Source organism: Paraburkholderia sp. EG287B (assembly GCF_040965595.1).
Lineage (GTDB): Bacteria > Pseudomonadota > Gammaproteobacteria > Burkholderiales > Burkholderiaceae > Paraburkholderia.
In genome coordinates, this window is record NZ_JBFRCG010000007.1 from 157,816 (window position 1) to 171,749 (window position 13,934).

The following is a 13,934-nucleotide window of genomic DNA, read 5'->3' on the forward strand; positions in this document are numbered from 1 at the left end:
CCTGCGCCAACCGGAATGAACGACTGCATTTAATCACGGAGCGATGCGATGAGACGATACGATATCCGCGATGGCGACACGACAACGGTAGGCGGTCGCGTCAAGGGAAGCGGCGGTAAGGACACAATCGACGGCGTGCCGGTCGCCTTCGAGAACGATCCGGTCTGGTGCTCCCGCTGCCAGACGACCGGGCGCATTGTCTGCGTGGGTCCGCGCGTGTCATCAACTGGCCCCCTTGGGCGGCAACAGGCGCTCAGCGACGATCTGTGCCAGTGCCGCTGTAGTCCATCGCCTCGACTGGTTGCGTCGCAGATGCGCTCGTATTGTGACTTGTGAGATGCAGGCCACAATCTTTCGCGGGTGCGGGGAGCATTACCGCAGATCGAAACTGGCGGCCAGCGCGCGGGTGACGCCGAATTCTGCGAACGCGTCGACCATCTTCGCCATCGCCTCCGGGCTCGTATCGGCCTTCGACTTAAGCGTCCGGTCGGTCTGGATCATCGCCGCGTCGTGTGCCATTGAGCTCTACTCGATGTATGCATACACGCGATTAACTCGCGCTGGCGGTTGTTGCGCGTCCTTGATTCTGGCGTTCATATACTGTTTTTCCTCGACACATATCGTATCGAAAGCCAGTTTAGACGATGGGGCTGCCTCGAAGCACGCCGTGGAGGGTTTCTCCGATTCGCTGCTGGCGGAAGTGGCGCCGCTCGGCATCAAGGTGACCTGCGTGGAGCCGGGGCCGTTTCGCACGGACTGGGCAGGCCGCTCGCTCGTGCAAACGGCGAACCGTATCGACGACTACGCCGAAACGGCGGGCGCGCGCATGCAGCGCACGGCGCAAGGCAGCGGGCATCAGCCGGGCGATCCGGTGCGCGCGGCGCAGGCGATGATACGCATCACGGAAACCGACAAGCCGCCGCGGCATCTCGTGCTCGGTGCATTCGGCGTCGATGCGGTGGCGAACCGCTTGCGCGCGGCGCTTGCCGATATCGAGGCGTGGCGCGAGTTGAGCCTCGGCACGGACTATCCGGCGAAGAGTTGAGCGGGCGGCTCACGCCGTGGCGATCATCAGCGTGCCGGTTGCCACGAGCGCCCCGCGCCAGAGCCAGTCGAAGTTGATCCAGCCTCGCCGCAGCACGCCGAGACCGAGATACTCGTAGGCGAGCAGCGCGATGACGGCCGTGGTGGCGAGCGTCGTGGCGGTATGCAGCGCGGTGAACGCAAACGAAAGCGCAAGCGGGTTCGCAAGGCCGGCCGCGCTGCCCGCCCCACCGCACAGCGGCAGCATGGCGGGCATCAGCATGAGTCCCGCGCCGTGCAGCGTGGCCATTAACGCGGACCACGCCACAAGCCCGGCAAAGCCCACGGTCATCCCCACGCGCACGCGGTGCCGATGCCCATACGCGTACTGCCATGCGGCCCACGCGATCAGGAGTGCGCCCAGGCACCCGTGCAGCGCCGCGCCCGGCAGATGCGCGCCCAGCGCCGCCGTGGAACTCGTGAATAGCAGAATGGACGCGGCGTGACCAAGCGCGATGGGCGGCAAGGCGAGCAGCAACGCCGTGCGGCTGCCGCGCTGCAGCCCGAGCGCGGTCGCGAAGAGCCAGCCCATCGCCGGATTCACGCCGTGAAAGACGCCGCTGCCCATCACGGCTGCCCAGGCGCCCCAGTGCGCGCCGAAGACTTCCTCCATATCGTGCTCCGCGCTTATGGGTAGCAGTACGAATCGGATGAGCAGTCGCCGCCTTCGAGCCGGATCTGGTGCGGCCGGTGCGACTTCGGCCATTCGACGAAGAAGCGCTCGTCGAATTCGAGCCCGCCTTCGGGCGCGGCGTCGAGTTTCACCATCCAGCCGTCGATGCCTTCGGGATAGAACTGCGCGTCGATCGCACCATACAGCGAGTTGCTGAAATAGACGCGCCGGCCGTCGCGGCTCACTTCCACCATTTGCGGGCCGCCGTTCAGCGCGCGTTCGGGCGCGAACGGATGCGCCGCGCGCGCTGCGATGCCGCCGATGCGCACGCAACCCGTCAGGCGCGCATTCTCAGGGTCCGACACATCATACTGGCGCAAATCGCCCGTTCCCCAGCACGCCGCGTAGAGGAAGCGGTCGTCGAGCGAGAGCGCGATATCGGTGACGAGCGGCGGCACGGCCGCAAATCCCTTGAGCATGGGCGGCAGATGCTCGGGATCCGCCGGCTCGGCTGGAATTTCGATGATCTTGCGTGCGGCCCACTGGTCGCCGTCGAGATACCACTGCCAGATCGAGGCCGAGAGGTCCTTCAGGCTGATCACGGAGTTCACGAAACCGTAGGGCCGCGTGGGGTTGTGCGCGGGGCGCAGCTCGAACACGAGCTGGTTTTCGGCGCCGAAGTCGAGCACCTGCTTGTGCTGGCGCGTGTGCAGATCCCAGAAATGCAAACGATGGCCATACTGGCCGCCGAGCAGGACCTCGGGCACGAGGCCGTTCTCGAAGGTCGCGGGCAGCCCCCACTCGCTCGTCACGAGCGTGTCGTAGCCGAGGTGCCACCAGCCGTCGTAGGCGAGCTGCTGCGGGCCGCGGTCGATCTCCCACTGGCCGAGAATGTCGAAACTCTCGTGATCCATCAGGAAGACGCCGCCGGGCGCCTCGCCCTGCGCGTTCGCAAGCGACGTCACATAAATGCCATCCGGCCCGCAATGCACGGTGTGCGGACGCGTGTAGCCCGCGCGCTGCGCGACGCTCTCGGGCTCGTGCACGCGCGCGATATGCGGGCGGCGCGCGTCAGGCCGGGTATCGACGATATGAATGCGCGAGGAGCGCAGCCCGGGCACGACGAGATAGCGGCGCTCGGTATGCGCGTGGGGGGCGTTGGGGCACAGGCACGAACTGCAGGCATTCCAGCCGAAATGGTGGAGCTCGTCGCCGACGTTGGGCATTGCCAGCCGATGCACGATGCGCCCGAATTCCGGCGAGCGCGGGTCCAGATCGACCACGTCGAGCGAATCGGGCACGCTGCGCGTGGGATCGAAGCTGGCGACGTATGCCAGGGTCTCCGGCGGGGCTTCGCCTGCCATGCGCGCAGACGGGTAGAAGGTCGGGTCCGGTTGCCACGTCGCCATTGCTGCCCCCTCATCGAAGATTCGGAAGAGCCCCTATCATGCATCAGAGTGGCACAGTGCGTCGCATACGTGTTCCATATTCCATCCGGATAGAAGCTTATGCATTGAAGCAATGAAAGCCGATTAGGTGCGCTGCGGGAATAGTAAATTCGCTTTTGCAGCATTTATTCGCGAGGCCAACGTTCCTAGACTTGTACTCAACGGATGCAGACAAGCAACTGCGCCGATTTCAAGTTACTGGAGGTTAGTCATGAGAACGCTCATCAAGGCCGTTGCGATCGCTGCCGTGCTGGCAGTGCCGGCCATTTCGTTTGCACAGTCGCAAGGCACCAATGGTCCTGTGACGCGTGCCCAGGTGCGTAGTGAGCTGAAGCAGCTCGAAGCCGCGGGTTATCGTCCCTCGGTGAACGATCTGTATTATCCCGCGGATCTGCAACAAGCCCAGGCGCGAGTGAACGCACAAAACGGTGGGGCCGTTGCGCAGGCAACCGGCTATGGTCCGGCTACGAGTGGCTCGTCGCAAAGCGGTGCGCGTACCGATGGCGCGGTTAGCAGCTATTCGCCGCCGGTATATAACGCGCATTGAGTTTTACGGCGGCAGGAAGCCGATTCATGCCGCATGATGACTATCGGCCCGCAACGGTGCGAAGGCGCACCGTTGCGGGCTGATTCGTTTCCCGCCTGCGCATGCGGCACACAGAGCGGCCACGTTCAGTCTCAGTCTCGCGGCGCCGCACGCTCGACTATCCACAGGCGCGTGGACTCGAGGATCTCGTTCGATAGCGCGGGATCGTCGCACAGCCGCGCAAGCACGACTGCACCCACCATCGCGGCCCAGCCGCCGATCGCCGCCTGGCGCGCCACCGCGGCGCCGGCGCCATTCATCCCCCCGCTCAGACGCTCGATTTGACGCTCCAGACCGGCCGCCATGACGGCGCGCGCTTGCGGCGTTTGCCGCGCGGTTTCGGCGGCGAGCGCCGCGGTCGGACAGCCGTCCGCCACGTTGTCGCGATGCTCGGCACTGAGGTAGCGCGCCGCATAGCGAACCAGATCGGAATCGCCGCCTTCGCCCTGGGCGAAGACGTGGGCGAGCGTTTGCGCGATCAACTCGTCCTTCGACTTGAAATAGCCATAGAAGCCGCCGTGCGTCAGCCCGGCGGCACTCATCACGTCCGCGACGGTCACCGCATCGTAGCCGCGCTCGCGAAAGAGCCGGCCGGCGGCTTGCAGGATCTGCTGGCGATTCATTTCCACCTGTTCGCGACTGACCCTCATTGTTCTCTCCGCTTTCCATCATTCGACGCTTGACATTATACATGATGGTCATCATGATTCCGTTTACATGACGTTCATCATGTAAACGGAATCCCCAAGGAGAAGTTTCGATGTCTGCTAAACCTGCTGTCCTGATCACTGGCGCGTCCACGGGCATCGGCGCCGTCTACGCCGACCGTTTCGCCAAGCGCGGTCATGACCTCGTGCTGGTGGCGCGCGATCGCGCCCGCATGGAAGACCTCGCGGCGCGCCTGCGCGAGCGCGATGGCGTGAACGTGGAAGTCGTGCGCGCCGATCTGGCCTCGCACGCCGACCTTGCGCTGCTGGAGGCGCGCCTCGCCGACGACGCACGCATCGGTGTGCTGATCAATAACGCGGGTGCGAGCCTGCCGGGCACCTTCGTCGAACAGGCCCCGGACGCCGTGGCCGGCCTCATCGGTCTGAACGTCACGGCGGTTGCGCGCCTCGCCGCCGCGGTCGCGCCGCGTTTCGCGCGCGAAGGCAAGGGGGCGATCGTGAATATCGGTTCAGTCATTGGCCTCGCACCCGAGTTTCGTTCGAGCGTGTACGGCGCGACGAAGGCGTTCGTGCTGTATTTCTCGCAGTCGTTGAATCTGGAACTCGGCGGCAAGGGCGTGTACGTGCAGGCCGTCGTACCCGGCGCCACGCGCACCGAAATCTGGGAGCGCTCCGGCAAGGACGTGAATGCACTACCGGCCGTGATGGAAGCGGACGATCTCGTCGACGCGGCGCTCGTGGGCTTCGACCGGCGCGAGACGGTGACGATCCCGCCGCTGCCCGACGCGCAGCAGTGGGACGATTACGAAGCCGCGCGGTCCGCGATGTTCGCGAACTTCGGCCAGTCGCAGCCGGCGGCGCGGTACCGCGAAGCCATGTAGTCCGATGTATTGCGGGCGGCCAGTGGTCGCCCGCGGTCCATGGCGAGCCGCGAGGCGCGGCCGCCGTCCCAGCGCATCCTCACTCCCACTCTCACCGGCTCGCGTCCGCAAGCCCGGCTAGCCTCTTCCCCGCAGTCCTCCCTTCGCTTTAGCCCGTTCGCAATTTCAGCGGTTTCCGATATCGCGATTTCCCGATTCGCGGCAAGCTGCGCGCCGGCGCTCGCGTTCTTCGCGAGCCGCCCGCATGGGGGCGCGGGCGGCCATTCCTGGCGCGCGGGCGCGCGGCGCCCTGTACCATTCACCGCACGCCGCCCGGCAATGGCCACGCGGCGCGCGCGCAAACGAGGACCGGTCGATGCAACGAATAACACGAACAACTCGCGGGTGGTGGACGTTGGCGCTTGCCCTGGTGCTGGGCTTGAGCATGGCTTGGGCGTGGCGCGCCTATGCCGCGCGCGCGGTGAGCGTGTCGCCGCAGGGCACCGTGGCGCAGGTGCGCCAGGTGGTGGTGAAGTTCGACGAGGCCATGGTGGCGTTCGGGGCGCCCGATGCGAAGGACCCCGCGCGCCTGCAATGCAGCAACGCGGCGGCCAGCGCGGGCCAGGGTCGCTGGATCGACGGGAAAACGTGGGCGTACGATTTCGCCGCCGATCTGCCGCCCGACGTGCAATGCAGCGTCACGCTCGTCGACGCGCTCAAATCGCAGGCGGGCAACGCAGTGACGGGCGTGCGCCGTTTCACGTTCTCCACGGGCGGCCCGTTCCCGCTGAGCGTACGTCCCTACGGTGGCGAAATAGAGGAAAACCAGGCATTCGTGCTGAAGCTCAATGGCCCCGCCACGCCGGCTTCCGTGCGCGAGCACGTGTGGTGCGAGTCGGGTGGACTTGGCAACCGCATTCCGGTGCAGCCCGTCGATGCGTCCACGCGCGCGGTGCTGCTCAAACATTTCCGGCTCGAAAAGGCCAGCGCGAGCGTGCTCACGCTCACCTGCCAGCAAACGCTGCCTTCCAGCGCGAAGATGCAACTCGTGTACGGCAAGGGCGTGCTCGGACCGAACGGCACGCCCAACGACGTGGAGCGCCGCTTCGATTTCACCGTGCGCGAGCCGTTCACCGCGAGCATGAGTTGCGAGCGCGAGAATGCGAAGGCGCCATGTACGCCGCTGCGGCCCCTGCGCATCGACCTGAGCGCGCCGATTGCGCGCGCCGACGCGCAGAAGTTCCGTCTGCAAGGGCCGAAGGGGGAAGTCGCGCCGACTTTCCGCCCCGACGACAGGAACAACGAGGTCAGCTCGATCTCGTTCTCCGCGCCCTTGCCCGAGCGCGCGACGCTCACGATCACGGCGCCCGCCGGCCTCGAGGACGTCAGCGGCCGTGCGCTCGCGAACGCCGATCTTTTCCCGCTGCATACGGCGACCGCGCCGATGCCGCCGCTCGCGAAATTCCCGTCCTCGACCTTCGGCATCATCGAGCGCTATGCGGAGCCGGGCACGCCGCCGCTCGTGCCGGTCACGCTGCGCAACGTCGAAGCCGACCTGCACGTGCAGGGGCTCAACGCGGGCGAGGCGAAGTTCGCCAGGCTCGCGGTGCAGTCCGATACCGACATGCGCCGCTGGATGCGCCTCGTCGACCAGTTCGACAATTTCGGCATGAGCGAAACGTCGATCGACAAGCTGATACCGGGGCTGCTCGCGCGCGCGAAGTCGCCCGTGGTGATTCCGCGCACGACGGGCGAGGGGGACGACGACGCGAAGGCGCGCATCATCGACGTGCGCTCGCTCTCGCTGCTCGACGGCCAGCCCGGCGTGCAGACCCTCACGCTGCCCAAGGCCGACCCGAAGGCGTTGCGGCCGTTCGAAGTGGTGGGCATACCCGTGCCGAGGCCGGGCTTCTACGTGATCGAACTCGCTTCGCCTGCGCTGGGCGCGTCGCTGCTCGGCAAGCCGGCACAAATGTACGTGCGCACGGCCGTGCTCGTCACCAATCTGGGCGTGCACTTCAAGCAGGGACGCGAGAACAGCGTGGTATGGATCACCTCGCTCGACAAGGGCGAGCCGGTCGCAGGCGCCGACGTGCACGTATCGGATTGCAATGGCGAGACGATCGCCACGGGAAAAACGGATTCCCATGGACTCCTGACGATAGACGGGCCGCTGTCGAATCGTCGCGACTGCGGCGAAAACAGCTTTAGCGGGCTGTTCGTTTCGGCGCGCATCGACGACCCGAAAACGGGCCCCGACATGGCCTTCGTGCAATCGGACTGGAATCGCGGCATCGAGTCGTGGCGCTTCAATGTGCCGACCGACACGAGCCTGCAGCCCACGGTGCGCGCGCATACCGTGTTCGCCCGCACGCTGCTGCGCGCGGGCGAGACGGTGTCGATGAAACACTTCATCCGCGCCCAGACGATGCATGGCTTCGCGCTCCCGCAGCAGTACCCCACGCGCGTGACGATACGCCATACCGGCAGCGGGCAGACCTGGCATCTGCCGCTCAAGTGGGCCGCCGACCATACGGCGGACTCGACCTTCGTGTTGCCACCCGAAGCGAAGCTCGGCGAATACGACGTCTCGCTCGACGACGGCGACGCGAACGCGAGCACGGCCAGCGACGGCAACGACGAAGCGGACAACAGCGCGGACGCCATTCATATGAGCTACGACAGCGGCAGCTTCCGCGTGGAAGCCTTCCGCTTGCCGGTGCTCAAGGGCACGATCGCGGTGCAGAACGAGAAGACGTCGCCGCTCGTCGCCGCTACCCAGGCGAGCGTGGCGGTGCAGATCGATTATGTGTCGGGCGGCGCGGCTTCGAATCTGCCGGTGCAGGTTTCGGCGCTCGTGAAGGACACGACGCCGTCGTTCGCCGGCACGTACAGCGATTTCAGTTTCGCGCCGTATGTGAGCGCGAACCAGGCCGACAACACGTCCGGGGACGAGGACAGCGGCCCACGGGAGGACAACGAGGTCGCGAAGCTCGTGGCCGACAAGGAGCCGCTCACGCTCGACCGCAACGGCGCAGGCACGCTCGTGCTGAAGAACCTGCCGGCCGTGGACGCGCCGAAGCGCCTCGCGCTCGAAGCGACTTTCGCGGACCCGAACGGCGAGGTGCAGACCGTCAGCGGCGCGGCCACACTCTGGCCCGCTGCCGTGGTGGCGGGCATCAAGTCGGGGCATTGGGTCTCCGTGGGCAATACCGTGCCGGTCACCGCGCTCGCGCTCGATCTGCAGGGCAAGCCGCACGCGGGCGTGAAGCTCGAAGTGCGCGGCGTGGCGAAGATCACGACGACTTCGCGCAAGCGCATGGTGGGCGGTTTCTACGCCTACGACAACCACACGGAAACGCGCGATCTCGGCACGCTGTGCAGCGGCACGAGCGACGATCACGGCTTGCTCACCTGCGACGCGAAGCTCAAGGAGGCGGGCAACATCCAGCTCGTGGCTACGGCGCGCGACGGTGACGGCCATGCCTCTACGGCGACGACCTCGGTATGGGTCACGCGCGAGGACGAACTCTGGTTCGGCAGCGAGAACACGGACCGCATCGACGTGCTGCCCGAGAAGACGAGCTACGAACCCGGCGAGACCGCGCGCTTCCAGGTGCGCATGCCATTCCGCTTCGCGACGGCGCTCGTCGCCGTGGAGCGCGAGGGCATCATCGAAACGCACGTGGTGCAACTCGACGGGCGCGACCCGACCGTCGAACTGAAGGTGAGCGACGCGTGGGGGCCCAACGTCTACGTTTCGGTACTCGCGCTGCGGGGGCGCATTCACGAAGTGCCGTGGTATTCGTTCTTCACCTGGGGATGGAAAGCGCCGCTCGAATGGGCGCGTGCGTTCTGGTACGAGGGGCGCCAGTACGAGGCGCCCACGCCGCTCGTCGATCTTTCGAAACCGGCTTTCCGTTACGGGCTCGCGCAAATCCGCGTGGGCGACGCGGCGCACCGCCTCGCGGTGAGCGTGACGCCCGACGCGAAACGCTACGCGGTTCGCGCGACGTCGCACGTGCAGTTGCGCGTGCAGCTGCCGGGCGGCCAGGCGGTGCCGGCGGGTACGCAGATCGCCGTGGCGGCCGTAGATGAAGCACTGCTCGAACTGATGCCCAACCGCAGCTGGGATCTGCTCGACGCTATGCTGCAGCAACGCGCCTACGGCGTGGAGACGGCGACGGCGCAAATGGAGATCGTGGGGCGGCGGCACTTCGGGCGCAAGGCGGTGCCGGCGGGCGGCGGCGGCGGGCATGGCGCGACGCGCGAACTCTTCGACACGCTGCTCTACTGGAACCCGCGCGTCACGCTCGATGCGAGGGGCGAGGCACAAGTGAGCGTGCCGCTGAACGACTCGATCACGCGTTTTCGCATCGTCGCGATTGCGGCGAGCGGGGTGGCGCGCTTCGGCACGGGCAGCGCGACCATCGAGAGCACGCAGGACCTCCAGCTGATCTCGGGCCTGCCGCCGCAGGTGCGCGAGGGCGACACCTTCCGCGCACAGTTCACGCTGCGCAATACGACCCCGCGCGCGATGAAAGTGCTGGTCACGCCGAACGTGCCGCCGCTCGCGCTTGCCGCGCAGAGCGTGGACCTCGCACCCAATTCCTCGCGTGAGATTGCGTGGACCGTCGTGGTTCCCGACGATCTCGCCGAAGCGGAACGGCCCGCGCTCGCGTGGAACGTGAGCGCAGCGGAGCAGGGCGGCGCGCATGCGGTTGATGCGGTGAAGCTCGCGCAGCAGGTGAGCGCGGCGATACCCGTGACGGTACAGCAGGCCACGCTCGCCCAAGTGGACAGCACGCTTTCGATTCCCGTTGCGCCGCCGGCCAACGCGAGCGTGACGCATGCAGGCGTGGTGCGCGGCGGCATTGCAGTGTCGCTGCAGCCGAAGCTCGCGGACGGCCTGCCCGGCGTGCGCCGCTGGTTCACGCGCTACCCGTATTCCTGCCTCGAGCAGCAGACGTCGATCGCGATCGGCTTGCGCGACCCCGCGCGCTGGCAGGCGGAGCTTGCGCGCCTGCCGGTGTATCTGGACCGTGACGGCCTCGCGAACTACTTCCCGCCCGCTGACGACAGCGCGAGCCGCGGCAGCACCGCGCTCACCGCGTATCTGCTCACGATAAGCGACGAGGCGTCGAAGCTCGACCCGCGCTTCGCGCTTCCCGACGCCTTGCGCAGCAAGATGGTGGAGGGCCTCACGCGCTTCGTGGAAGGCCGCATCGAGCGCAATGCGTGGGCGCCGCGCCGCGACCTCGATCTGCGCAAGCTCGCCGCTATCGATGCGCTGTCGCGCTACGGCGCGGCGAACGCGCGCCAGTTCGGCTCGATCGAGATCGCGCCGAACCAGTGGCCCACGTCGGCGGTGATCGACTATGCGGAAAGTCTCGCGCGCATGCGCGACGTGCCGGATCGCGCGGAGAAACTGGCGCAGCTCGAGCAGATCCTGCGCGCGCGGCTCACGTGGCAGGGCACGCAGCTGACCTTCTCGACGGCCGCCGAAGACGACTTGTGGTGGCTCATGACGGGCACGGAGGTCAACGCGGCGCGCCTCGCGCTGGCCTTTGTCGACAACCCCGCGTGGAAGGAGGAAATGCCGCGGCTCGTGGCGGGCCTGCTCGCGCTGCAACGCAACGGCGCATGGAGCACGACGACGGCGAACGCCTATGGCTCGCTCGCGGTCGAGCGCTTCTCGCGCGTGTTCGAGCACGATCCGGTGACGGGCGCGACGAAGATCCAGCTCGGCGATACGTCGCGCATCATCGGCTGGAACGCGGCGGCGCAAGCGTCGGCGGGCGCCAGCGGGGCCACGGCGGCGACGCGCAACGCGCCCGCGCGCAGCACGCTGCTCGCGTGGCCAAAGCAGAACGCGGCCGTGCCCCTCACGTTGACACAGGAAGGGAGCGGCAAACCGTGGGCCACGGTGGAAAGCCTCGCGGCGGTCGCCTTGCGCGCGCCGTTCGCGGCGGGCTATCGCATCACGAAGACCATCACGCCGGTGAGCGCCGCCGTGAAGGGCGTGTACACGCGCGGCGACGTCGTACGCGTGCGCCTCGACATCGACGCGCAGACCGACATGACGTGGGTCGTCGTGAACGACCCGATCCCCGCGGGCACGACGATCCTCGGCTCCGGACTCGGGCGCGATTCGGCCGTGGCGACGCAGGGCGAGAAGCCGGACGAGAACGGTCCGTGGCCCGCGTTCATCGAGCGCGGCTTCGACGGCTATCGCGCGTACTACGAGTTTCTGCCGAAGGGCAAGGTCACGGTGGAGTACACGGTGCGGCTCAACAACGTCGGCACCTTCGGGTTGCCGCCCACGCGCGTGGAGGCGCTCTACGCGCCGGCCACGTTCGGCGTCGCGCCGAATGCGCCGGTGGTCGTGAAGGCGGCGCCATGAGCGGTCCCTACGCGCTCCGGCATCGCGCGGCGGGGGCACTCGGCGTTGCCGCGCTGTGCCTCGTGCTGCTGCCGCTGCCCGCGTTCGCCCTGCCGACTTTCGATGATGTGCGCGGCCAGTGGCAAAGCTCCGACTGGGTGCTGCTGGCGCGCGACGGCACGCCGTTGCAGCGCACGCGGGTGGAGCATACCGCGAGGCGCGGCGACTGGGTCGCGCTCGCCGACGTGTCGCCGGCGCTGCGCGAGGCGATCGTCGTTTCGGAGGACAAACGATTCTACGAGCACAGCGGCGTGGACTGGCGCGGCGCGACTGCCGCCGCGTGGGCGAACCTCTGGAGTACACGCACGCGCGGGGCATCCACGGTCACGATGCAGCTCACGGGCCTGCTCGACGACGACCCGCAGCACTCGGGCCAGCGCTCGCTCGCGCAAAAGGCCGTGCAAGCCGTGGACGCGCTGCGGCTCGAACGCACCTGGCGCAAGGACCAGATTCTCGAGGCGTATCTGAACCTCGTGCCGTTCCGCGGCGAGACCGTGGGTCTTGCCGCGCTTTCGCAAACGCTGTTCGGCAAGGCGCCGTCGGGCCTCGACGAACGCGAATCGGCGGTCGCCGCCGCGCTGATCCGCGCGCCCAACGCGCCTTATACGAAGGTCGCCACGCGCGCGTGCCGCATCCTGCGCGACATGCATGCGGCGAACGTCGATAACGGCTGCCCGAATCTCGATGCCTTCGTTCAGATGGCGTTCGCGCGCCCGGCCATCGTTGCCGACGATCCCTCGTTCGACGGGCGCAGCGAAAACTCGCCGCAGCTGGCACCCCACTTCGCGCGCCAGATCGCGAACGCCGTGCATCCCGCGCCCGGCATGCGCGTGCGCTCGACGCTCGACGCGAACCTGCAACGCTACGCGCGCGACACGCTCACGCGCACGCTCATCGAACTCAATGCGCGCGCGCATCCGCGCAACGTGCAGGACGGCGCGGTCGTCGTGCTCGATAACGCAACCGGCGAAGTGCTCGCGTGGGTCGGGTCGTCTGGCGGCCTGTCGAAGGCGCGCGAAGTCGATGCGGCGCTCGCGCTGCGCCAGGCGGGTTCGACGCTCAAGCCTTTTCTCTACGCCGAGGCCATCGACGAGCGCCGCGTGACGACCGCTTCGCTGCTCGACGACGCCCCGCTCGATCTCGCGGCGGGCGGCGGCCTCTACATGCCGCAGAACTACGACAAGGGCTTCAAGGGCTGGGTGAGCGTGCGCACTGCGCTCGGCTCGTCGCTGAACGTGCCTGCCGTGCGCACGCTCGTGATGGTGACGCCGCATCGATTCGCGAAGACGCTCACGGCGCTCGGCCTGCCGCTCACGCAGGCGGGCGACTACTACGGCTTCAGCCTCGCGCTGGGCAGCGCGGATGTGAGCCTCGTCACGCTCACGAACGCGTATCGCGCACTGGCCAATGGCGGCGTCGCGAGTCCGATCGCCGAATTGCCTGCGCCTGCGCAGGCCGCATCGAATAGCGTGTCAAAGCGGGTTTTCAGCCGCGAGTCCGCGTTCATCGTCACCGACGTCCTCGCCGACAACAATGCGCGCACGCGCACTTTCGATTTCGACAGTCCGCTGGATACGCGCATGTTTTCCGCGGTCAAGACGGGCACGAGCAAGGACATGCGCGACAACTGGACCGTGGGCTTCACGTCGCGCTATACGGTGGGCGTGTGGGTCGGCAACGCCGATGGCTCGCCCATGTGGGACGTCTCGGGCGTGACCGGTGCGGCGCCGGTGTGGGCCGCCATCGTCGGCTATCTGCATCGGCGCGTGCCGAGTGTCGCGCCGGCCGCGCCGCCGGGCGTCGAGCGCGTGCGCGTGCAGTTCGCCAATGCCGTGGAGCCGTCTCGCAACGAGTGGTTCATCGCGGGCACGTCCACGCCCCTAGTGGGCCTGGCATCGAATGCCGCCGATCTCGCACGTGGCCCCGCGCAAATCGGCAGCCCCGTGGACGGCACCATTTTCGCGCTCGATCCCGACATTCCCGCGCAGCGTCAGCGCGTCTGGTTCGAGCGTGCCACGGGGTCGACTGCGCGCGTGAACTGGCGGTTAGACGGGAAAACTTTTGGCGGCGCCGCGCGCGTCGCGTGGCTGCCCTGGCCGGGCAAGCACACGCTCGAACTCGTCGATGCGAGCGGGCAGGTGACCGATACCGTGCGCTTCGAGGTACGCGGCGCGCTTGCGAAGCCACAGAAGTCGATGGGCGCCGACGCCGCGCAAGGCGGCGTGGCGCGCTGA

The 13,934-nt window shown here is 67.5% G+C and carries 10 protein-coding genes; 6 read left to right on the forward strand and 4 right to left on the reverse strand.

The window, feature by feature from the left end:
• The first annotated feature begins 48 nt into the window (after positions 1–48).
• A complete protein-coding gene (locus AB4Y40_RS14125; RefSeq protein WP_368688215.1) occupies positions 49–336 on the forward strand; it encodes a PAAR domain-containing protein in 288 nt (95 codons plus the stop codon).
• Between the two features lie 36 nt (positions 337–372).
• Here AB4Y40_RS14125 and AB4Y40_RS14130 read toward each other — a convergent pair whose 3' ends face one another.
• Positions 373–519, reverse strand: coding sequence for a hypothetical protein (locus AB4Y40_RS14130; protein WP_368688216.1), 147 nt, complete (start codon positions 517–519; stop codon positions 373–375).
• Between the two features lie 13 nt (positions 520–532).
• Here AB4Y40_RS14130 and AB4Y40_RS14135 point away from each other — a divergent pair, with 13 nt between their 5' ends.
• Positions 533–1,045: an SDR family NAD(P)-dependent oxidoreductase gene (locus tag AB4Y40_RS14135; RefSeq protein WP_368688217.1), complete on the forward strand. Its 513-nt coding sequence runs from the start codon at positions 533–535 to the stop codon at positions 1,043–1,045.
• A gap of 9 nt (positions 1,046–1,054) precedes the next feature.
• On the opposite strand, the gene AB4Y40_RS14140 is transcribed toward AB4Y40_RS14135, so the two are convergent.
• Together AB4Y40_RS14140 and AB4Y40_RS14145 are read right to left on the reverse strand one after the other, a co-directional pair.
• Complete coding sequence (locus AB4Y40_RS14140) at positions 1,055–1,696, reverse strand: hypothetical protein (RefSeq protein ID WP_368688218.1); 642 nt, start codon at positions 1,694–1,696, stop codon at positions 1,055–1,057.
• Positions 1,697–1,710: 14 nt separating this feature from the next.
• Complete coding sequence (locus AB4Y40_RS14145) at positions 1,711–3,105, reverse strand: selenium-binding family protein (RefSeq protein WP_368688219.1); 1,395 nt, start codon at positions 3,103–3,105, stop codon at positions 1,711–1,713.
• A 250-nt stretch (positions 3,106–3,355) separates the two neighbouring features.
• Here AB4Y40_RS14145 and AB4Y40_RS14150 point away from each other — a divergent pair, with 250 nt between their 5' ends.
• Positions 3,356–3,691 (forward strand): DUF4148 domain-containing protein, encoded by a 336-nt coding sequence (locus AB4Y40_RS14150; RefSeq protein ID WP_368688220.1) that lies wholly within the window; start codon positions 3,356–3,358, stop codon positions 3,689–3,691.
• Positions 3,692–3,822: 131 nt separating this feature from the next.
• Here AB4Y40_RS14150 and AB4Y40_RS14155 read toward each other — a convergent pair whose 3' ends face one another.
• The gene (locus tag AB4Y40_RS14155; RefSeq protein WP_368688221.1) at positions 3,823–4,380 is read right to left on the reverse strand and encodes a TetR/AcrR family transcriptional regulator; all 558 of its coding nucleotides are present in this window, start codon (positions 4,378–4,380) and stop codon (positions 3,823–3,825) included.
• 110 nt (positions 4,381–4,490) lie between these two features.
• On the opposite strand from AB4Y40_RS14155, the gene AB4Y40_RS14160 reads away from it, so the two are divergent.
• From AB4Y40_RS14160 to pbpC, 3 genes are all read left to right on the forward strand, one after another.
• Positions 4,491–5,279 (forward strand): SDR family NAD(P)-dependent oxidoreductase, encoded by a 789-nt coding sequence (locus AB4Y40_RS14160; protein ID WP_368688222.1) that lies wholly within the window; start codon positions 4,491–4,493, stop codon positions 5,277–5,279.
• Positions 5,280–5,634: 355 nt separating this feature from the next.
• On the forward strand, positions 5,635–11,661 hold the full coding sequence (locus tag AB4Y40_RS14165) for an alpha-2-macroglobulin (RefSeq protein WP_368688223.1): 6,027 nt from the start codon (positions 5,635–5,637) through the stop codon (positions 11,659–11,661).
• Complete coding sequence (gene pbpC, locus AB4Y40_RS14170; RefSeq protein ID WP_368688224.1) at positions 11,658–13,934, forward strand: penicillin-binding protein 1C; 2,277 nt, start codon at positions 11,658–11,660, stop codon at positions 13,932–13,934. Before AB4Y40_RS14165 ends, pbpC begins: the two co-directional genes overlap by 4 nt.

What these genes read in the sequence shown, in the direction of transcription:
- AB4Y40_RS14125 (WP_368688215.1), top strand. Translation starts at nt 49, where the DNA reads ATGAGACGATACGATATCCGCGATGGCGACACGACAACGGTAGGCGGT.
- AB4Y40_RS14130 (WP_368688216.1), bottom strand. Translation starts at nt 519, where the DNA reads ATGGCACACGACGCGGCGATGATCCAGACCGACCGGACGCTTAAGTCG.
- AB4Y40_RS14135 (WP_368688217.1), top strand. Translation starts at nt 533, where the DNA reads ATGTATGCATACACGCGATTAACTCGCGCTGGCGGTTGTTGCGCGTCC.
- AB4Y40_RS14140 (WP_368688218.1), bottom strand. Translation starts at nt 1,696, where the DNA reads ATGGAGGAAGTCTTCGGCGCGCACTGGGGCGCCTGGGCAGCCGTGATG.
- AB4Y40_RS14145 (WP_368688219.1), bottom strand. Translation starts at nt 3,105, where the DNA reads ATGGCGACGTGGCAACCGGACCCGACCTTCTACCCGTCTGCGCGCATG.
- AB4Y40_RS14150 (WP_368688220.1), top strand. Translation starts at nt 3,356, where the DNA reads ATGAGAACGCTCATCAAGGCCGTTGCGATCGCTGCCGTGCTGGCAGTG.
- AB4Y40_RS14155 (WP_368688221.1), bottom strand. Translation starts at nt 4,380, where the DNA reads ATGAGGGTCAGTCGCGAACAGGTGGAAATGAATCGCCAGCAGATCCTG.
- AB4Y40_RS14160 (WP_368688222.1), top strand. Translation starts at nt 4,491, where the DNA reads ATGTCTGCTAAACCTGCTGTCCTGATCACTGGCGCGTCCACGGGCATC.
- AB4Y40_RS14165 (WP_368688223.1), top strand. Translation starts at nt 5,635, where the DNA reads ATGCAACGAATAACACGAACAACTCGCGGGTGGTGGACGTTGGCGCTT.
- pbpC (WP_368688224.1), top strand. Translation starts at nt 11,658, where the DNA reads ATGAGCGGTCCCTACGCGCTCCGGCATCGCGCGGCGGGGGCACTCGGC.